Below are 16936 nucleotides of genomic sequence, written 5' to 3' on the forward strand. Positions count from 1 at the left end.
ATTACGGCTGCGTAGGCGGTTTAGGATTTGATTTAAATACGTCGTTTTCATGGTGCGAAACGGAGCTTCAAAAGTGTGATTTATCCCCATAACTACGTTGACGGTATACGTTGAAAAATAAGTGGGGTACGAGGAGCATGGCTGATATCTTTCGCGCAGAGTAAAGACTTATGATGCCAGTCAATTCAACTTGTTAGGCTTAGACAAAGAAAGTCGTAAGGGCGCATAGGGCGTTCGATCACATATTTAAGGATAACTCATGCGCATTGCGATGATTGGAACCGGCTATGTCGGGCTTGTTTCGGGGATTTGTTTCTCGGACTTTGGGCATGACGTAGTATGTGTTGATAAAGATCCCGCCAAGATTGAGCAGCTAAATGTGGGTCATGTCCCAATATTTGAGCCTGGCCTTGAAGCGCTGATGACGAAAAATGTTGGGGCAGGTCGGCTGTCGTTCACCCTTGATCTGGCCAGTGCCATGAAGGGCGCCGATGCGGTATTTATTGCTGTCGGCACACCGACACGTCGGGGCGACGGACACGCGGATCTTACATATGTATTTGCCGCTGCAGAAGAGGTTGCGCATCTAATCGACGACTACACAGTGGTGGTGACCAAATCGACAGTCCCCGTTGGCACAAATCGTCAGGTTAAACAGATTATCCGCAAAGCAAACAAAGGCGCGTTGTTCGATGTGGCATCAAACCCCGAGTTCTTGCGTGAGGGGGCGGCAATAGATGATTTTATGCGCCCAGATCGAGTGGTGGTTGGGGTGCAAAACGAACGTGCCGCAGACGTGATGGCTGAAATCTACCGCCCCCTTTTTCTGAGGGATTTTCCAATTGTGACCACGGATTTGGAAAGTGCAGAGATGATCAAATACGCCGCCAACGCATTTCTCGCCACCAAGATCACATTCATCAATGAGATTGCTGCGCTGTGTGAAAAAGTTGGTGCGGATGTGAAGGAGGTCTCGAAAGGCATGGGCCTTGATGGGCGGATCGGCAATAAATTCCTACACGCAGGGCCGGGCTATGGCGGATCTTGTTTCCCCAAAGATACCAAAGCCTTGGCGCGTATTGGCCAAGAACATGCTGTGCCCATGCAGATCACGGAAACGGTCATCAAGGTAAACGAAGAGATCAAGCGCGGCATGATTGAGAAGCTTCTCACCCTTTGTGATGGCAGCTTTAACGGCAAAACCATCGCCGTTCTTGGGGTCACGTTCAAACCCAATACAGATGACATGCGTGATGCGCCAAGCCTTACAATTGTGCCTGCCTTGGTGGGCGCGGGGGCGAAAGTAGTCGTTACTGATCCGCAAGGTAAACATGAGGGCGAAACGCTTTTGCCGGGTGTCGTCTGGGCTGAGGACGCATATAAGGCCGTGCAGAAAGCTGATTTGTGTGTTTTGTTAACCGAGTGGAACGAATTTCGTGCGCTTGATTTGAACCGGATTGCACGGCGGATGAACACGCCGCGGTTCGCAGATTTGCGCAATGTTTATTCGGAAAAAGATTTGAAACGGGCAGGATTTGAAAGTTATGCGTTCGTGGGTCGATAAAAAAACTAGAGAGAGTGACTTGGGGCTAATAACCCATCTCAAGAGCGACATGTCGTATCGCTTCAATATAACCTGTCACTGCCCCACAGTCAAAGCGCAGCGCTTTCAGCATTGTAGATTTGACATCACCCTGCAGTGCCATCGTGTTGATTGCATCGGCTAGCTGTATTTCCCCGCCGTGCCCATGCACTTGGTTTTGGAGTATCTGGAATATTTCAGGCTTTAGAATATATCTACCCACGCTGGCCAATTGGGACGGAGCTGTTTCAATACTTGGTTTTTCTATTAAGCCGAGAACGTCATTAGATTTCTTTCCAGGCCTGATAACACCATAGTTTGATATATTGGGACCTTTGATATGTTCTATTAGTAGTTGCGTTTTTTCTGTGCGCTCGAAGGCTTTGCAGAGCCTTGCCATATCGCTTTCGTTGGAGTGTACCAGAAAATCATCTGCCAGTAGCACCGCAAATGGTTCATTGCTAACTGCTTTTTTTGCACACAAAATTGCGTGACCTAGCCCTAGTTGTTCAGCTTGCCTGACAAATATGCAATCTACATTCGCCGGTAGTATTTGTTTGATTTGGTCAGCTTTTTCGTCGAGTCGCTTTGATCTAAGATGAGCATCCAGAGCTGAATTTACATCGAAGTGATCTTCGATAGCTCTTTTGTTGCGTCCAGTTACAAAAATTAATGTTTCAATGCCTGCACTTACGGCTTCTTCCGCCGCATATTGTATCAATGGCTTGTCAATAATAGGCAATAGTTCTTTTGGCATTGCTTTTGTCGCGGGTAGGAAACGGGTGCCAAAGCCTGCAACGGGAAAAACTGCCTTTGTTATACGTGTCAACTTCGCACCCTCACATTTAATTTGGTTAGCAACGATTATCAATTTCACGGTTAGTGAGTGTCTTCCAGCCTGTATTATTTGCTTTGCTATAAATAGAGTTCAGTTGGTTAGAGCGATCGACTCATAATCGATAGGTCGGGAGTTCAAGTCTCCCCCGCGCCACCATTTTTACTCATTATGTCTGGTAATAGTCGCGGTACCAGCGCACGAATTCCTCAACGCCCTGTGCAACGCTTGTTTGAGGTTGGTATCCGGTCAGGTCTTTTAGCAATTGCGCGTTTGCCCATGTCGCGGGCACGTCGCCGGCTTGCATGTCCATCATGTTGAGTTTTGCGGTTTTTCCAGTGGCTTTTTCAATGGCCGCTATAAAATCCATCAGTTTGACCGGCTCCGAGTTGCCTACATTCACCGCACGCCATGGCGCAACTGGTGACAGGCTATCATTCGGGGCGATATCTTCGCTACGTTCAGGGACTGCTTCAATAAGTAAGCGGATCGCTTCGACCAGATCGCTCACATAGGTGAAGTCTCGGCTCATTTCGCCGTGGTTGTACACATCAATCGGCTCACCGGCCAAAATGTTGCGTGTGAACTTGTACAACGCCATGTCTGGCCGCCCCCAAGGACCGTAAACGGTGAAAAAGCGGAACATTGTGATGGGCAGGTTAAACAGATGAGCGTAGCTGTGGGCCATCGCTTCGTTTGCCTTTTTAGTGGCCGCATAGAATGACATCTGCGTATCTGCCTTGTCGGTCTCTGAATAAGGCATTTGCGTGTTGGCACCGTAGACGGAACTGGTGGAGGCAAGCAGCATATGTGCGGGCGGAAAGGCGCGGCCCGCTTCCAACAGCTCGTGAGTGCCGATTAGATTGGACTGAACATAACTGCGCGGATTGTCGATTGAATAGCGAACACCTGCTTGAGCCGCGAGATGCACGACCACATCGGGGCGGTACTTTTCAAAAAGGTTATGCAGCACCTGTTCGCCTTCCAGCCTGTCTTCACAGGCTGTGAACCCTTCGCTTTGAAGTAAAATCTGATGTCTGCGCTGCTTCAGGGCAACGTCATAGTAATCAGTCATGGCGTCTAGACCGATCACACGGAACCCGTCGCACAGCAGTCTTTGGCACAGGTGAAACCCGATGAAGCCCGCCGAGCCAGTTACCAAAGCGGTTCTTTGTTCAGTCATCTAAGTGCCTCACTCTTGTCATTATCGCTGAGTATCGTGCTAATTTACATATAGCCATAAAGTCTGTAAGCAGCTTATTGAAAAGTAACTTAACGCTTCTAGCCATTTCATTAGTTAGTTTCCGACCTTTTTTGTGGTAAAATGTTAAAAAGTAGTTTTTTGAGACTTTCATCATATGAGCGTGCTTGTATGCTAATGCGAGATGCTAGGTTTTGGTGGCGCCCCTCATGTTGCTCGAACGATTAGCTAAGACTGAGCTCCCCTTGGAAACTTGGGGGGCTTTTTCACGTGCTGCGCACAGATTTTAACAACAGGAAAACTATCATGCAACATGCACTCTCAGCCTCAGCATTCATCGCACTTGGCATAACAATCGGTACGCTGCTTACGGACAATACCAGCACAGCCAACACTCAGTTCGCCCCACCCAGTGGACAAAGTGGTGATGCGCTTTGGCACTTGCCCAAGTTTGGCGAAAGTGGATGGTTCTTACACGCCAACCGTGGACGGGTACGTGCCTGCAACATGGATAAAGTAAGTGTAGTGGGCGAGCGAACAGCGCCACGTTGTAGTTTGTGGACTGTTGAATAACTCGGCACACAGCCCTCAACTCCCATACACCGCACCCTGTGCCAGTCACAGGGGATGGTTGGTGCCGTGTTGAAGCTCGTTGAGGGGTGGTTTGACGCCAGTGTGCACAAAAAAACGAGCAGCTGAGTAGCTGCCCGTTTGTTGTTGTCGAACCTAGAGTTTCAAAACAGTGGGTTTCAAACCTACATTTTCGAACCTACGCTTTTGGCACCTCTACTTGATAACTCGCAGTTTAGTCGCACTAACCTGCAGCGCCAGCTTGTCACACAGCCGTCCAACAGTGCGCAAACTCAGCAAAGCATCCTCTGAACTCAGCTCCAGCTGTGCCTGCTGTTCGATGCGTGACACAGCAATTTTTATATCGTGCTGTGCTAGAACTTGATGAATGAGTTGTGCTGCTTGTAGTGCAGTGAAACCGCGCACTTCCAAGCAATCACATCTGTCGCGTATGCTGCCATCCAAGTTGCCAATGTAGTTGGTTGTAAGCAGTATCAGTGCGCGATGCTGCCAGTCGTCGATGAATGAACGCAACCACAGCTGATTTTCTTTGGACAGCACATCTACTTCATCCACTATCAACACGGGTGTTTGATGATTGATAACGCCCCATTGCATTGCATTTAGCAGCAAGCTGCTTTTGCGAAGTTCGCCGAACTGACTACCATTAGCGTGTACATAGTGAATGTCTGACTTTGCAGCTCCTCTGTCATGTGCAATCAACTCGACTGCGGTGCTTTTGCCCGTACCGTATGCTCCATAGAGGAGCACACAGCCGTTGAGTGGATTATTTGCGTAGCTTGAAAGTTCTTGTTTGATTGCAGGTTCAGCAAAGTAGCAGTCGTTGAAGTGCACGGGCTTGTTCGCGTAAAAAATGTTCACACTCATTATGCTGCCTCCTCTGTGGCGGTTTGCTGAGTGATTTGCTTGCGAGCTTCAATCTTTGTGACGTTGCTCACAGGTTCAGCTGAGCTGTTTGACTTGGATTGCTCCTCCAGTTCAGCAAACGCTTTTGCCAGTGCTTCTTTCACCAATGTGTTGTTGTTGAGCAGTGCGACGATACGCTTGTCACCGCCTGTGTGTGCTACAACAGCCAAGCTGTACTCGTAGTTTTGTGCAGGTGTGCTCAGCAGCAAGTCTTGTGCGCTTTGTGTAGCAAGCTGTTCGTGTGCGCTTAGTGCACGTTCTGTTTTGATTTGAGCAGCAGTTTTGCCTTTGTTTTGTTTGCGTACTGCTTCGACACCACCTTGTGTTGTGAGCCATTTGACAAAGTTTTCTCGGGTGATTTTTTCCTCGTGTGCTGCTGTGAGCACTTTGGAGTATATGGCACCGCGACTGCGTCCGATTGCGCCTGTGAACACTTCGCCAAACACCACACGCACCACTTTGGTTTCGATGCGTGTGCCTTCATTGAAAGAGTGCTTTGCGTCGCGCAGCAGTTGATTGAGTTGTAGTTTGAAGCTGATGTCTGCGGAACGATAGAACTGAGTGTGTGCGTAGCATTCAGCCAACAGCTCATACAGTTCCGTGCTTGCTGTGCGATATGCGTTTTTTGTCCACTTGTTTGCAGTCTTCTGTGTAGCAACCATATTCTTCATAAGTGTGTTTGCAGTAGTCATAGTGTGTCCTCTCGGGATTAAAGTTTGTTTGTCATCATTGACTATTCCACTATGCCACATAATTTGTACGCCAAATGATGAGCGTTACGATGATAGTATAGCGGCGTAGAAATAGATTTTGATATGAACGAACGAAGCAATTGGTATTTTTCTGGCAAACTCTTTTATGTGTATGCGCCGCCCATCAAAGGAAGACGCAACAAGCACGGCGAGCTAATCAGCAAACGTGTTCAGCCAAATGCGCCGTTTCGAGGGGCAGAGCCTTGGCAGTGCAGTGTGTATTACTTCTGGTGGGAATATTTACGCAGACACATGGGGTACAAACGCTGCTGTGAGCAGAGGGGCAAAGGCAAATACAGCAGCGTGTATGCGGACTTTGGAAATGTGCACGCAACGGATGACTTTTGGGCATGGTGGAGGGGGCACAATCATCTTTTTGCGGAACCACCAGCGAGGCAGTTGCGTGAACTTGATGAGCTTGATGTTCGCACTGCTCAACCTGATACTCTGCACATCCAAGTGCCGCTGGAAGTGCGTATGCCCTATTTAGTGGATGCGTTTCGCAAGCTGCTGCAGGCGAATTCCGAAGCAGTAAGGCGTGCAAAGAGTGTGAGCAGAGCGGCATACCCAGTGTGTGCAAAGCCCAATTTGGGCAGCTTGTATCAAACACTGGTGTTTTGGGACACGTATGTAGAACAACCCAAACTCAAGCTGCACGAACTTTTCGATGTGTGTGCTGATAGACTGGCAGCTGCTGGTAACGGCATATGGGTAGATGAAACGGTTGAAGGAGAAACTGTTGCAGAACTCAAGCGTTTGGATTTGCCATATGCCGATGTTGAACGAGTGATTAAACGCCGTAAAACCAACACCGCCAAGCGTCATATTACTATTGCTGAGCAGTATATTGAGAATGCAGCACTGGGTAAATTTCCCAAAAAGACACGTAGGTGATGCCTTTTCTCGTGTTGCTTTGTAGCGTATATCTTTATACGATTAACTAGTATTGGGAGCATATACATGAGCAAAACAACATCATTTATTCTTGGTAATCACTTTGAAGAGTTCATTGCCAGCCAAGTGCAGGGTGGGCGTTATGCCTCTGCAAGTGAAGTGATACGTGATGGATTGCGTTTGGTTGAAGAGCGCACAGAAGCTCTCGCTGCACTTAAAGCACAACTTGATGCTGGTGTTGAAAGTGGCATTGCAGATGATTTTAGCTGGGATGCAGTGCGACGCAGAGGCAGTGCTGACACGTGAGCAAGCGCCTTTCTGTTAGTCGAGCCGCTCAATCAGACATCGAAGACATCTACGATTACACCCTGGCGACATGGGGACGCTCGCAGGCGGATGACTATGTTACGCAGCTTGAACGCAGTTTGACAGCTGCAGCTGCGGGCGAGAAGGTTCTCCTACCTTTCGCGGAATGGCGGAAAAATTCTGGCTATATGTTCGTGGGAAAGCATACGGTGTTTGTGCTGCAAGAGGCGGAACAGCTGTTAGTTGTGCGTGTGCTTCATCAAAGCAGCGATTACGTCCGCCACTTGTCCAGCAGCTGAAAACGAGTGCAGGTTCAGCACTTCAGTTTCAAAACAGTGGGTTTGAAACCTACACTCTCAACACTGCGATGCTGAACCCACTTAATAGTATTTGCGCTATGTCTGCCTCGTGTTGCGTCAATTGTTCTATGCAGCACTAGAGCAGCACCGAACTTCACAGAAACAGCCAAGAACTTGGCAGTGTTGAACAACACTGTGTGTGCATCAACTCTTAGGCGCTTGTGGTTTTACGGCTCGGAGGCGGTTGAGCCGAGTGTTTAAGCTGGGTTCCGGCTTGGGTTTAGGTTTGGGTTTGGCTGTTGTGGATTTGGCAGGCTTGGGTATTGGCAGGGGCGGTGGTTTGCGTGGCTGTGTATCGCTGTTGTTGGTGCCTGGCTCTGCACTGATTGACTTGAGCTGTGAGATTGACGCCTGCAACATCAACTCGAGTATTCGCTGCTGTACCCGTGCGTCCTCATCTGCACTCAGCGCACGAATTGTATTCAGTGAATGTTGTACGTCTTGGACAGCACTCATTGCTGAGTAGGGGGTGTAAAATCACCACCCCGCTTTGATAAGTACTCCACCATAAGAAACTGCGCAGTTTGATATTTTGAGTGCAGAACCCCTTTCACGCCACAGCTGCCCACTTGCGCCGTGCTGTGGTTTGGATGCTTGTCCAACACGCCTCAGCCAATCGTTCAAATTCCACACCTAAATCCTTCAGGCGTTGGGCTTCTTTACTGTGCATCTGCTCTGCATAGTATTTGAGTTTGTTGCTCACAGTTGCCAGTGCGTCTGCACTTGGCTCTATTTTGCTGAACCTTAATGTGCGCATATAACATTCGCTTTTGCCCAACCAACGTTCACAAAACTCGCGTTCACTCGCAATCGCATCTGCTGCTCTCAATACATCACGCACTTCGTGCAATAGTTGTCTGCTCATAGTTACTCCTTGTTGATGTAAGTATTTATCAACTCGAAGTGGAACAGCTTGGATTGTGTTTGGATGCATCAACATATCTGCTTGCGCATCTATGTGCTGTTTGAGCTGTTCACGCTCGCTCAGCTTCGCATCACAGCTCTGCACTGCGTATCTTTTCGTTCGAATAATCACTTCAGCTCAAACACATCGAATGAATATATATGATGAATGATTAAGTATTATGAGGCATTGCAAGGAGTAGTCAGATCAACGCCTAGTAAGGCGTCAATCCGAACCAAGTGCATTGCACATCGTTTGCAGGCTGTATCACCAAACCATATTTGGAAGAGCAGGTTTTGCTATCATCTCTATTACTGGCGCATCACGCACACACAGGAGCCATACAGCGAGCTTTTCCCGTGTGCTAACGGTTCTCGTTTCCGAGGTTGTCATCCGTTTCACTTTTAGAAGGCGTTCCTTCTCAACCATTACGACTTGCGCAAACGTTAACGTCACTTCCGATTTTTCAGGATAAAAGGATGTCTCTCCAGTGGGACTTCGTTTTAGGCATCCCACCGACGAGGATGGGGTAGTGCGAAGAAGCAGATTACGAGCACTCTGTTTGCTCACCGTCTCACATCAGAACGGGTTTGCAGCACTATAACAATCGGCGTGCCAGCCTTGATCTCGTTTGGTTTGCCTGTGCTCGCCTGTACTGTTTTGCCTTACTAGTTTATTTATCACTTTGATAAAACTTCACTGCAGAAATGGCTCGTAGCTTACCACGTGTCTATTTCGTCAATACGTTCCTGGATGGCTTCGGAGTCAGTCCACGTTTCGCCGTTGCGCTCAAACCAACAGATTTCGTTTGAACCGCCTTCATCTTCGCCACCGAAGAATTCGAAAAATTTACCCTTGTATTTTATTCCGAATGCCTGCTTTTCAAGCCTCGTATAGGCATAAAGCTTTTGTGTAATTGAGCCAGTGTCGCCTGAGTCAACATCAAGTAGAACCAACCTCAAGTCCGATAGTTTGAAATTGTCATCAACTTCAATGCTAATGTTGTTAGGCGATTTATAACATTCTACTGTTTCAAGAGAACAATACTTGTACTCGCTCGCATCGGCAAAAAAATGGTTGTCGGCATCCAAGCAGTCGCTCTGCCTTGCAACTAAACATTCCTCATATTTTTCATCGTCACCATAATCTGCTTGGAATTGTTCTTTGATTTGTTCAATAGGAGCATTTTCATAATCAATTAGGTATACGCCGCCGTGAAATAACTCTTCGTCATCAACGCTCACCTCGAGCCAAAGGCTTCCATCTTCACAAAAGCCTCTGCCTAGAAAGACACTTTTCTTTTCATGCGAACCGCTAAAATCAATGAAATCATATTCGCCCTCGTCCATTTCATTGAGCTTCGTGAGGATATCGTCGTTATAAAATGTGACGTATGCTAATAGCGAATTACCAGTGATGTTGATTTGAACATTTTTCATTTGAGCGCTCCTGAGCAAATTGTCGACGGCATTTGTGATATGTAGATTATGTGAAAACTTCTGCCATCAATAATCTCAGAGAATATACAAACTCTTATATTATAGCGTAACCAACTGCTTTTATTGAATAATCATCCACCACCTAAATCGGTTGTCCACCTAAAATATCAGACTTTAGTGTGTGCGTATGAAACTATTAGATTTGAGGTGATGAATGGCACAAGCGCAAACACTGAATGACGCTCAACTGCGACGCTGCTTGAAGTGGTGTCAAACACGCAGACACAGCACACGTGACACAACTATCTTCTATGTCAGCTACTACGCAGGACTCCGTGCCAAAGAAATTGCAGCACTCATTGTTGGCGATGTGTATGATGAAGGGGGTGCTGTGCGTGAACAGTTTGTACTAGACGCTGTTCAAACCAAAGGTGCAAAGACACGCACTGTATGGATAAACGCTAAACTGCGTCGTCAACTGGAGCAGTATCGCAGCAGCCTGTTGTTCAAAGATCCAAGCAGAGCACTGTTCGCCAGTCAAAAGGGTGGGGCGTTCAGCGCAAATACAATGACGCAGCTGTTCCTCAACATCTATCGTGCTGCAGGATTTGAGAACGCCAGCTCACACAGCGGCAGACGCACCTTCATTACAGAACTGGCAAGCAAGGGTGTAAGTGTGCGTGTGTTGGCAGAACTGGCAGGGCACAGCAGCATTCAAACCACGCAACGTTACATAGATGTAAACCCACAGCAGATGAGTGCCGCAGTGGAATTATTGTAAACCTTCAGCCTTGACTTGTACGGTTTATTGTACAATTAATGCCGCCTGGAGTAAGGAGATTGTTATGGATGTCATGACGTACACAGATGCAAGAGCGCAGTTAAAAGGCGTTATGGATCGAGCAATAGTGGACGGACAAGAAGTCGTGGTGACGCGGAAGAAGGGCGAGGCAGTTGTTGTCGTGTCGTTGGATGCGTGGAACGAGATTAATGAAACGCTCCATCTTTTGTCTACTCCACTCAATGCGGCTCGGTTGCGTAGTTCTATTGCGGAACTTGATGCTAATGGTGGGCAAGAGCGTGAGCTGACAGAGTGAAGCTGGTATTCTCTTCAACGGCATGGGAAGATTATCAGTTTTGGTCAAACAATAACCCAAAAATCCATACTCGAATAAACGAATTAATCAAGCAATGCACACGCACACCATTTACCGGTGTTGGAAAACCAGAACCTTTGCGAGGCGACTTGAGTGGGTGGTGGTCCCGGCGTATTTCGCGTGAGGACAGAATGGTTTACCGGGTTGTTGGTAGCGATGAAGCACAGTCTCTGGAAATAGCACAGCTGCGTTTTCATTACTGAATGTTCATCGATGAACATGCGAACACTCATTCATAAGCCTTGTCTATTAAGCTGGCTGCCAGCTGTAGAGTTGCTTTAATTGTCCAACTTAAGGTGATGAGGAATATCCATAGCTTCGTGCAATATGCGAACGATTAGAACCTTGTCGCCCCTGCGTTCAAATACAAAGATGTGTTTTCGGCAATGCGATTGATGAACGTCAGAGGAGGAGCCGAGTACTGTTTTGCTGTGTGCTCTAAACTCTCCAATTGCGATTGTGTGTTGCTTTAGCTGTTCAGAGTACTGCCTTGCTTGAGCTATGCCCCAGGTTCTCGTTGTATAAGTAAAGATTTCACGCAAGTCTTTGCGAGCTGCATTTGTAAACTGAACAGCGGACATTAAGCTTCTGCAGCCGTTTTCTCAAAAAGTTCGTCCCAATCAAAAGCATCGCTTATGCCGCTGGCATAGCCCTCTTCGATAGCATCGTTCAGACGTTTCATAGCGGTTTGTTGCTCTTCGAAGATGCGCAATGCATCCCTTACCACTTCGCTAGCAGACGCATACCGTCCGCTACCTACCTGTTGATTGATAAGCCGTTCAAAATGTTCGCCAAGCACAAAAGACGTAGTTTTTCCCATGATAAACTCCTATTTGCTATTTAATAGTAGTTCTAGTGTTGTTGTTTATCAAGTTTTCATCAATGAACACGCCACTTTCACTCAAACGGTTTGTCTATAAGCTGTTGCAGGCGATGATCGGCAAGATGTGCATAATGCTCAGTGGTTGCGGAACGTGAGTGTGAGTGTGTTGGCGGAACTGGCAGGGCACAGCAGCATTCAAACTACACAACGCTATATTGATGTTAATCCGCAGCAGATGAGCGCCGCTGTGGAGTTGCTTTAATGCAGTCCTAGTGTTTAGCGTCCAGCCCCTGTAATTTGTCCAAGAGCTCGATCCCTCGTTTTGCTGAGCCACTTGCTGCCAGTCGTCTGTAACGTAATTCAATATCGTTTTCTGTTAGCGCCTGCGCCGTAAGTGTCTCAAACAATTTGTTAAGGCTCACGCCACGTGCTTGTGCCATTGCTTTCAGCCTTTTATGCTGATCGTCTGGTAAACGAAGTGTTACAACACTCATAGTGTCCTCCACATTTTTAAAAACTCAGCTGCGTTGACGATTTCCAAGTTAGGGAAGAGAAGGCTCATTTTCTGAAAGTCCCGCTCATTCTGCGTGATTATATAGCTAGCGTTTCCTGCTATCCACGGCAGATGAGTGCTGCTGTGGAGTTGCTTTAATCGCGTTAAACCAAGTCATCGATCGTTATATTTAGCGCAGTAGCCAAACGTCCCAACGTAGCAACAGAACCCTGTTTTCTGCCAATTTCAATTTCACCAATGGTAGTTCGGTTCACATCAGCCAGTTCTGCTAACTGAGCTTGGGTGTGTCCTTGTATTTCGCGGTACACTTTGAGCGGGTTATCGCCATTGAGAAGCCGGTTCACAAATTCGGCAGGGATAAGTTCCTCGTCCCCGTTAGCCAGCATTGAGTTTACCGTATCATATGCTTTGAGATCCTCTAAGTCCTCTGCTGCAGTGCACAGAGCTTCATATTCGGCTTTTGAGATTGTAACCATGTCATTCATAACTCTCTCCTTCATTCATATATGCTGCTGCGATGGCCAATGTCTAAAACCGCTAAAACATTACCGTCATCATCCATAATCACTCGCCAGCTTCCAACTCTCAGCCTGAACCCTTGCCGCCCTTTCAATGCCTTGACGTTGTTATTCTGTGCTTCTGGCTCATTCGCATAAGCTTCTATCTTTGAAATAATCAAATTCGCGGTGTTAGCCGGCATCTTTCGCAACGAGCGGATAGCGGATTTTGTATACTTCAGCTCTCTCATTCAGTAGCTTTTAGCTACTTTTGAGGTTCAGTCAAGCTGTTGGTAGCTGAAAGCTACGATAATATGTTCATCAATGAACAGGCCACTTTCACTCAAACGCTTTGTCTATCAGCCCAGCTGCCTGTTGCAGGCGATGATTAGCAAGATGTGCATAACGCTCAGTGGTTGCGGAACGTGAGTGTCCCAGCAGCTTCTGCACTTCGTAGAGTGTAGCGCCATTGTTCACCAATGTGCTGGCAAAGCTGTGGCGCAAGTCGTGTATGCGCACATCATCTAATCCAAGTTCTGTGCGGATGCGGCTCCATTTGCTGAACACACAGCGATAGGGTTTATGCGTTCGTGGGTTGATGAACACCCATTGAGGTTTGTGGCTGTACCGCTGTGCTTGTAGTTCACGTGCATACTCGATGATTTGTTGGGCGCTGCGGTTCAACATCACGTAGCGTGGTTTACCGTTCTTTGTGACAGGCACATACCAGCTGCCATTCGCCAAATTGATGTGCTGCCACTCAGCTGCAAACACTTCATGCCTGCGTGCGCCTGTGTACATCAGTAGCCCTAGTAATAGACACACTGCATCTCTGCGATGTGCGTCTATATAGTCCCGTAGCCGCGTTGATTCAGCTGCATCCAAATAGCGTTCTTTACGGTTTACAGTTCTCAGCTGCGTGAATGATTTGCGAATGCTAGCATGTGTATCGGCACCGCATAGCTCTTCTGCTCTATTGAGGGCGCTGCGCAGATGTTGAACGCACTTATTGATGAAGCCGTTATTGTAGCCACGTGCTGAAAGATCGTTAACGAAGGCAAATATGTATGGAGTGGATAAATCGCTGAGTATAATTTTACCGAACCGCTTCTTTAAGTGGTTCTTGTACATACTCTGATGCGATGAATAAGTGCGTTTGTAGACTTTACACCAAGGCAAGAAGTGCTGCTCGTAGTAAATGTCAAACCGCATATCCACGTTTGTATTGAGCACACCTTCGTGGACTTGGATAATAAATTGACGCTTGTGCTCGGCGCATAGTTTCCGAGCATCTGCTACGCTCAATACAGGAAACTTGCCTAATGTGATACGTTTAGAACGCTTCTGATACGCTGTGCGTAGATAGAAGGTTGCGCTGCTTCGGCGCACCTCCACGCTCAAACCCTGTACCTTTTTGTCGGTGAGGCTTATTCGGCTATCGTTGCATTTTTTGATATAATTGCGTATGATGTTGTCAGTGAGGTTGATCTGCACTTTGAGGTTCCTTTTACTCAAAATACAGTCTGACAACAGTTGTCGTCTATCTAGTTAAGTTGATGAAAATAAACAGTTTATTCGGCTGAGTCGGTATTTGAAGTTGTTGTCATGATGTAGTCTGGGTGTAAATTTTCCCTTTAAGTATTTGTGAGTAAAAGATAATTTTTTGCCGATGTAGGCAGCTAGTGCAACCAGCAAGCTGGCGAAGGCTTGGGAATCCAAAAACGCCAAGAACGCTGCCAAAGCGTCTGGTTTCACATTGATGGCACTGTCGCTGTCAGCTTGTGGTGGATCAAGCGATACGGCAACTACAACTGAAGCAGCTGATACAACACCAGTCAGCTCGAACTTCACTTCCGACATCGACAATCTAGTCGGCGGCGCTGGTGCAGACACTTTTATCGGTGATGCAAACACTACATCTGAAGCTGACCAAGTCGCTGGTGGTGACGGTGCGGATACTTTGAAGCTATACGGCGGCGCTGCGCTACCGACTATCTCAGGTGTCGAAAGCCTATACATTAAAGATCAAGCTGGCGATCTTGATGTGTCTGAAGTAACTGGTTTGACTTCAGTTGAGTTAGATGAATTTAGCTTGGCTGCTGCACGTGACGTTAACCTTACCACAGGTGCAAGCCTGACGTTGACTGATACAACAGGTACTGCAAACACAATCACGTTGTCTAATAACACAGCGACAGCTCAGACGATTAATGTATCTGGTTCAGGCGACGCAACAAACGCTATTGATTTTGACCTAGATGGCGATGCGGTTGCCACATTGAACTTGGTGTCAGGCGCTAAAGCGTCATTTGTAGACGTTGATAACACAGGTGCTTCACTTGCAACTGTTAACGTTTCAGGTGCTGGTGACCTCACAATCGAGGATGTTGAAGTAGCGACAGCTATCAACATCACACCTACTGGTAAGACTGTTGTTGATACAGCTGTTGCTAAAGTGGTTGTAACTGGTGGTGCTGGTGAAAAGACAGTAACATTGGATCACGCTACGGGTACTGCTCGTGAGTTCTCAGTGTCTACAGGCGCTGGCGACGATAAGATCGACTTGGGCGCAATGGTTGCTGCTGCAGATCTGACAGACGACAAGATCACTATTTCTGGTGGTGAGGGTACAGATACTCTCGCAATGAAATCAGCTATGGGTCACGTATTCTCAGACCTGAGTGCTGCAGCTTTCGCCAAAAAAGGTATCGCTAACGACTTCGAAGTTCTGGAAATCACTGACCAGGCTGGTGCGGCTGATCCTGTTGGCATTGCACGTATCGGTAACAACATCACAACTGTGGACTATGCCGCTGGTCTGGGTAATGCTGGTCAGACACTTACGGGTCTTGCGTCTGGTGGAACGGTTGTATTGGGTGCAGCTGCTGCTGGCGGGTCAAACAAACTAGCAGTAACAGTTCTTGATGCCGATGCGGCTGGGGCGATTTCTGACGTCTTGAATGTGACACTAGATTCAGTTCATGCTGGTGGGACAAAAGTCCTTGGAATTTTGCAAGCTGCAGCTGTTGAGACCGTCAATATCAACTCAACATCTACCAAAGCCACAGACTTGGTAGCAGCCGACAAAAACGACCTAAATTTGATCGTTGCAGATGCTACTACCGTAAACATCACCGGTAACGTGTATCTTGATTTGGGCAACGATGCGCTCGACGGTGGTGTGCAGGTGGTAGACGCTTCCGCTAACACAGCCGGCGTAGATATTGCAATTGACTCTAACACAGCCGTTGCAATCACTGGTACAGCAAAAGCTGATACTCTTACAGGTGGTGCAGGTGCTGATGCTATCACCGCAGGTGCCGGTGACGACGTTATCGTTGGTGCAGCTGGAGCTGACATCATTGATGGTGGTGCTGGCGTTGATACCATTACCGGCGGAGTTGGCGCTGACACAATCACTACTGGTGCAGGCGCAGATAACGTAGTCATCTCTAGCGGTCTGACAATGGATACCGTGAAAGACTTTACAGTTGGTACAGGTGGTGATCGAGCTCGATCTCGATATCAGTGCCCTTGAGGGTGCAGCTGCTAACATTGCAGCTACGACAATGAACTTCGTAACATTTAAAGCTGGTGCTGCCGGTGATGATGTTACAACAACTAGCACAAATAAAATTGTGACTATTTCAACCGACTCGACAACTGCGTCAGATATTGAAGGAGCCGACATTATCGTGCTTGGCGGTAATACTTATGCCAACAATGCAGCGGCACTTGATGCTATGGAGGCGAATGGTGATCGTACAATTACGCACACAAATAACTTCTCTGCAGATGACTCTTTCTTCTTCGTATACAGCAACTCCACTACTGGTGATGTGACGCTAGCTGCGGCAAACGTATCATCTGCTGACAACCATGCCAGCGGTACCGCTACGTTCTCTGCAGGCTTGCTTGAAGGTATAGATCTGGCTGGATTGGATGGGGTCACAGACCTCTCATCCTTGGTGTTGGCCAACATCGATATCGTTTGATACAACTGACGCTCTCAAGAGCCGCTCATTTCTTGAGGGACGTTAGCTAAGACTGAGCCCCCCTTGGAAACTTGGGGGGCTTTTCACGTTCAACGCACAGCCATCAACAACAGGGCAACTTCAATGAAACACGCACTCTCAGCCGCAGTACTGCTCGGACTTGGCATCACAATCGGTACGC

General features: G+C 47.6%; 22 protein-coding genes. 10 read left to right on the forward strand and 12 right to left on the reverse strand.

Annotation, left to right across the window (positions count from 1 at the left end; all coding sequences use genetic code 11):
• Positions 1 to 259 precede the first annotated feature (259 nt).
• Positions 260 to 1564, forward strand: coding sequence for a UDP-glucose dehydrogenase family protein (locus tag NeNHUV3_RS00045; RefSeq protein WP_391481669.1), 1305 nt, complete (start codon positions 260 to 262; stop codon positions 1562 to 1564).
• A gap of 25 nt (positions 1565 to 1589) precedes the next feature.
• Here the strand turns inward: NeNHUV3_RS00045 and NeNHUV3_RS00050 are convergent, their stop codons facing one another.
• Positions 1590 to 2411 carry a UTP--glucose-1-phosphate uridylyltransferase gene (locus NeNHUV3_RS00050; RefSeq protein ID WP_391481671.1) on the reverse strand — a complete coding sequence of 274 codons (822 nt, stop codon included), beginning with the start codon at positions 2409 to 2411 and terminating at the stop codon, positions 1590 to 1592.
• Between the two features lie 175 nt (positions 2412 to 2586).
• Positions 2587 to 3600: an NAD-dependent epimerase/dehydratase family protein gene (locus NeNHUV3_RS00055; RefSeq protein ID WP_391481672.1), complete on the reverse strand. Its 1014-nt coding sequence runs from the start codon at positions 3598 to 3600 to the stop codon at positions 2587 to 2589.
• A 324-nt stretch (positions 3601 to 3924) separates the two neighbouring features.
• Between NeNHUV3_RS00055 and NeNHUV3_RS00060 the strand changes: the two genes are divergently transcribed.
• A complete protein-coding gene (locus NeNHUV3_RS00060; protein ID WP_391481674.1) occupies positions 3925 to 4191 on the forward strand; it encodes a hypothetical protein in 267 nt (88 codons plus the stop codon).
• A gap of 213 nt (positions 4192 to 4404) precedes the next feature.
• On the opposite strand, the gene NeNHUV3_RS00065 is transcribed toward NeNHUV3_RS00060, so the two are convergent.
• Complete coding sequence (locus NeNHUV3_RS00065; protein ID WP_391481676.1) at positions 4405 to 5076, reverse strand: ATP-binding protein; 672 nt, start codon at positions 5074 to 5076, stop codon at positions 4405 to 4407.
• A complete protein-coding gene (locus tag NeNHUV3_RS00070; RefSeq protein ID WP_391481677.1) occupies positions 5076 to 5807 on the reverse strand; it encodes a hypothetical protein in 732 nt (243 codons plus the stop codon). Before NeNHUV3_RS00070 ends, NeNHUV3_RS00065 begins: the two co-directional genes overlap by 1 nt.
• A gap of 123 nt (positions 5808 to 5930) precedes the next feature.
• Here NeNHUV3_RS00070 and NeNHUV3_RS00075 point away from each other — a divergent pair, with 123 nt between their 5' ends.
• From NeNHUV3_RS00075 to NeNHUV3_RS00085, 3 genes are all read left to right on the forward strand, one after another.
• Complete coding sequence (locus NeNHUV3_RS00075; protein ID WP_391481678.1) at positions 5931 to 6761, forward strand: hypothetical protein; 831 nt, start codon at positions 5931 to 5933, stop codon at positions 6759 to 6761.
• 66 nt (positions 6762 to 6827) lie between these two features.
• Entirely contained in the window at positions 6828 to 7067 is a 240-nt protein-coding gene (locus tag NeNHUV3_RS00080) for a type II toxin-antitoxin system ParD family antitoxin (RefSeq protein ID WP_391481680.1), read from the forward strand.
• A complete protein-coding gene (locus NeNHUV3_RS00085) occupies positions 7064 to 7366 on the forward strand; it encodes a type II toxin-antitoxin system RelE/ParE family toxin (protein WP_391481681.1) in 303 nt (100 codons plus the stop codon). The genes NeNHUV3_RS00080 and NeNHUV3_RS00085 overlap by 4 nt, the downstream gene beginning before the upstream one ends.
• A 610-nt stretch (positions 7367 to 7976) precedes the next feature.
• On the opposite strand, the gene NeNHUV3_RS00090 is transcribed toward NeNHUV3_RS00085, so the two are convergent.
• Together NeNHUV3_RS00090 and NeNHUV3_RS00095 are read right to left on the reverse strand one after the other, a co-directional pair.
• Entirely contained in the window at positions 7977 to 8291 is a 315-nt protein-coding gene (locus tag NeNHUV3_RS00090; RefSeq protein WP_391481683.1) for a DUF6626 family protein, read from the reverse strand.
• 758 nt (positions 8292 to 9049) lie between these two features.
• Positions 9050 to 9769, reverse strand: a complete 720-nt coding sequence (locus NeNHUV3_RS00095; RefSeq protein ID WP_391481685.1) for a hypothetical protein — start codon at positions 9767 to 9769, stop codon at positions 9050 to 9052.
• Between the two features lie 214 nt (positions 9770 to 9983).
• Here NeNHUV3_RS00095 and NeNHUV3_RS00100 point away from each other — a divergent pair, with 214 nt between their 5' ends.
• The 3 genes from NeNHUV3_RS00100 to NeNHUV3_RS00110 all read left to right on the forward strand — a co-directional run bounded on the left by NeNHUV3_RS00100 (position 9984) and on the right by NeNHUV3_RS00110 (position 11129).
• Positions 9984 to 10550, forward strand: coding sequence for a tyrosine-type recombinase/integrase (locus NeNHUV3_RS00100; protein WP_391481686.1), 567 nt, complete (start codon positions 9984 to 9986; stop codon positions 10548 to 10550).
• Between the two features lie 73 nt (positions 10551 to 10623).
• The gene (locus NeNHUV3_RS00105) at positions 10624 to 10866 is read left to right on the forward strand and encodes a type II toxin-antitoxin system Phd/YefM family antitoxin (RefSeq protein WP_391483261.1); all 243 of its coding nucleotides are present in this window, start codon (positions 10624 to 10626) and stop codon (positions 10864 to 10866) included.
• Entirely contained in the window at positions 10863 to 11129 is a 267-nt protein-coding gene (locus tag NeNHUV3_RS00110) for a Txe/YoeB family addiction module toxin (protein WP_391481688.1), read from the forward strand. The genes NeNHUV3_RS00105 and NeNHUV3_RS00110 overlap by 4 nt, the downstream gene beginning before the upstream one ends.
• 75 nt (positions 11130 to 11204) lie before the next feature.
• Here NeNHUV3_RS00110 and NeNHUV3_RS00115 read toward each other — a convergent pair whose 3' ends face one another.
• The 6 genes from NeNHUV3_RS00115 to NeNHUV3_RS00140 form a co-directional block, all read right to left on the reverse strand.
• Complete coding sequence (locus NeNHUV3_RS00115; protein WP_391481690.1) at positions 11205 to 11507, reverse strand: type II toxin-antitoxin system RelE/ParE family toxin; 303 nt, start codon at positions 11505 to 11507, stop codon at positions 11205 to 11207.
• Entirely contained in the window at positions 11507 to 11746 is a 240-nt protein-coding gene (locus tag NeNHUV3_RS00120; protein WP_391481691.1) for a type II toxin-antitoxin system ParD family antitoxin, read from the reverse strand. Before NeNHUV3_RS00120 ends, NeNHUV3_RS00115 begins: the two co-directional genes overlap by 1 nt.
• A 272-nt stretch (positions 11747 to 12018) precedes the next feature.
• Positions 12019 to 12243: a toxin-antitoxin system HicB family antitoxin gene (locus NeNHUV3_RS00125; RefSeq protein ID WP_391481693.1), complete on the reverse strand. Its 225-nt coding sequence runs from the start codon at positions 12241 to 12243 to the stop codon at positions 12019 to 12021.
• A 163-nt stretch (positions 12244 to 12406) separates the two neighbouring features.
• Positions 12407 to 12748 carry a helix-turn-helix transcriptional regulator gene (locus tag NeNHUV3_RS00130; protein ID WP_391481694.1) on the reverse strand — a complete coding sequence of 114 codons (342 nt, stop codon included), beginning with the start codon at positions 12746 to 12748 and terminating at the stop codon, positions 12407 to 12409.
• 11 nt (positions 12749 to 12759) lie between these two features.
• Entirely contained in the window at positions 12760 to 13011 is a 252-nt protein-coding gene (locus tag NeNHUV3_RS00135; protein WP_391481696.1) for a type II toxin-antitoxin system RelE/ParE family toxin, read from the reverse strand.
• Positions 13012 to 13099: 88 nt separating this feature from the next.
• Complete coding sequence (locus NeNHUV3_RS00140; protein ID WP_391481697.1) at positions 13100 to 14254, reverse strand: tyrosine-type recombinase/integrase; 1155 nt, start codon at positions 14252 to 14254, stop codon at positions 13100 to 13102.
• A 265-nt stretch (positions 14255 to 14519) separates the two neighbouring features.
• Here NeNHUV3_RS00140 and NeNHUV3_RS00145 point away from each other — a divergent pair, with 265 nt between their 5' ends.
• Both NeNHUV3_RS00145 and NeNHUV3_RS00150 read left to right on the forward strand, forming a co-directional pair.
• The gene (locus NeNHUV3_RS00145; RefSeq protein WP_391481699.1) at positions 14520 to 16298 is read left to right on the forward strand and encodes a hypothetical protein; all 1779 of its coding nucleotides are present in this window, start codon (positions 14520 to 14522) and stop codon (positions 16296 to 16298) included.
• Positions 16264 to 16755, forward strand: a complete 492-nt coding sequence (locus NeNHUV3_RS00150) for a hypothetical protein (protein ID WP_391481701.1) — start codon at positions 16264 to 16266, stop codon at positions 16753 to 16755. Before NeNHUV3_RS00145 ends, NeNHUV3_RS00150 begins: the two co-directional genes overlap by 35 nt.
• Positions 16756 to 16936 lie beyond the last annotated feature (181 nt).

This window comes from Nereida sp. NH-UV-3 (genome assembly GCF_042939535.1).
In the GTDB taxonomy this organism is placed as follows: Bacteria; Pseudomonadota; Alphaproteobacteria; order Rhodobacterales; family Rhodobacteraceae; genus Nereida; species Nereida ignava.

Coding starts and splice junctions, on each gene's coding strand:
- NeNHUV3_RS00125 (WP_391481693.1), bottom strand. CDS start 12,243: ATGAGTGTTGTAACACTTCGTTTACCAGACGATCAGCATAAAAGGCTG.
- NeNHUV3_RS00080 (WP_391481680.1), top strand. CDS start 6,828: ATGAGCAAAACAACATCATTTATTCTTGGTAATCACTTTGAAGAGTTC.
- NeNHUV3_RS00135 (WP_391481696.1), bottom strand. CDS start 13,011: ATGAGAGAGCTGAAGTATACAAAATCCGCTATCCGCTCGTTGCGAAAG.
- NeNHUV3_RS00145 (WP_391481699.1), top strand. CDS start 14,520: ATGGCACTGTCGCTGTCAGCTTGTGGTGGATCAAGCGATACGGCAACT.
- NeNHUV3_RS00130 (WP_391481694.1), bottom strand. CDS start 12,748: ATGAATGACATGGTTACAATCTCAAAAGCCGAATATGAAGCTCTGTGC.
- NeNHUV3_RS00105 (WP_391483261.1), top strand. CDS start 10,624: ATGACGTACACAGATGCAAGAGCGCAGTTAAAAGGCGTTATGGATCGA.
- NeNHUV3_RS00075 (WP_391481678.1), top strand. CDS start 5,931: ATGAACGAACGAAGCAATTGGTATTTTTCTGGCAAACTCTTTTATGTG.
- NeNHUV3_RS00045 (WP_391481669.1), top strand. CDS start 260: ATGCGCATTGCGATGATTGGAACCGGCTATGTCGGGCTTGTTTCGGGG.
- NeNHUV3_RS00065 (WP_391481676.1), bottom strand. CDS start 5,076: ATGAGTGTGAACATTTTTTACGCGAACAAGCCCGTGCACTTCAACGAC.
- NeNHUV3_RS00095 (WP_391481685.1), bottom strand. CDS start 9,769: ATGAAAAATGTTCAAATCAACATCACTGGTAATTCGCTATTAGCATAC.
- NeNHUV3_RS00055 (WP_391481672.1), bottom strand. CDS start 3,600: ATGACTGAACAAAGAACCGCTTTGGTAACTGGCTCGGCGGGCTTCATC.
- NeNHUV3_RS00100 (WP_391481686.1), top strand. CDS start 9,984: ATGGCACAAGCGCAAACACTGAATGACGCTCAACTGCGACGCTGCTTG.
- NeNHUV3_RS00060 (WP_391481674.1), top strand. CDS start 3,925: ATGCAACATGCACTCTCAGCCTCAGCATTCATCGCACTTGGCATAACA.
- NeNHUV3_RS00120 (WP_391481691.1), bottom strand. CDS start 11,746: ATGGGAAAAACTACGTCTTTTGTGCTTGGCGAACATTTTGAACGGCTT.
- NeNHUV3_RS00090 (WP_391481683.1), bottom strand. CDS start 8,291: ATGAGCAGACAACTATTGCACGAAGTGCGTGATGTATTGAGAGCAGCA.
- NeNHUV3_RS00070 (WP_391481677.1), bottom strand. CDS start 5,807: ATGACTACTGCAAACACACTTATGAAGAATATGGTTGCTACACAGAAG.
- NeNHUV3_RS00115 (WP_391481690.1), bottom strand. CDS start 11,507: ATGTCCGCTGTTCAGTTTACAAATGCAGCTCGCAAAGACTTGCGTGAA.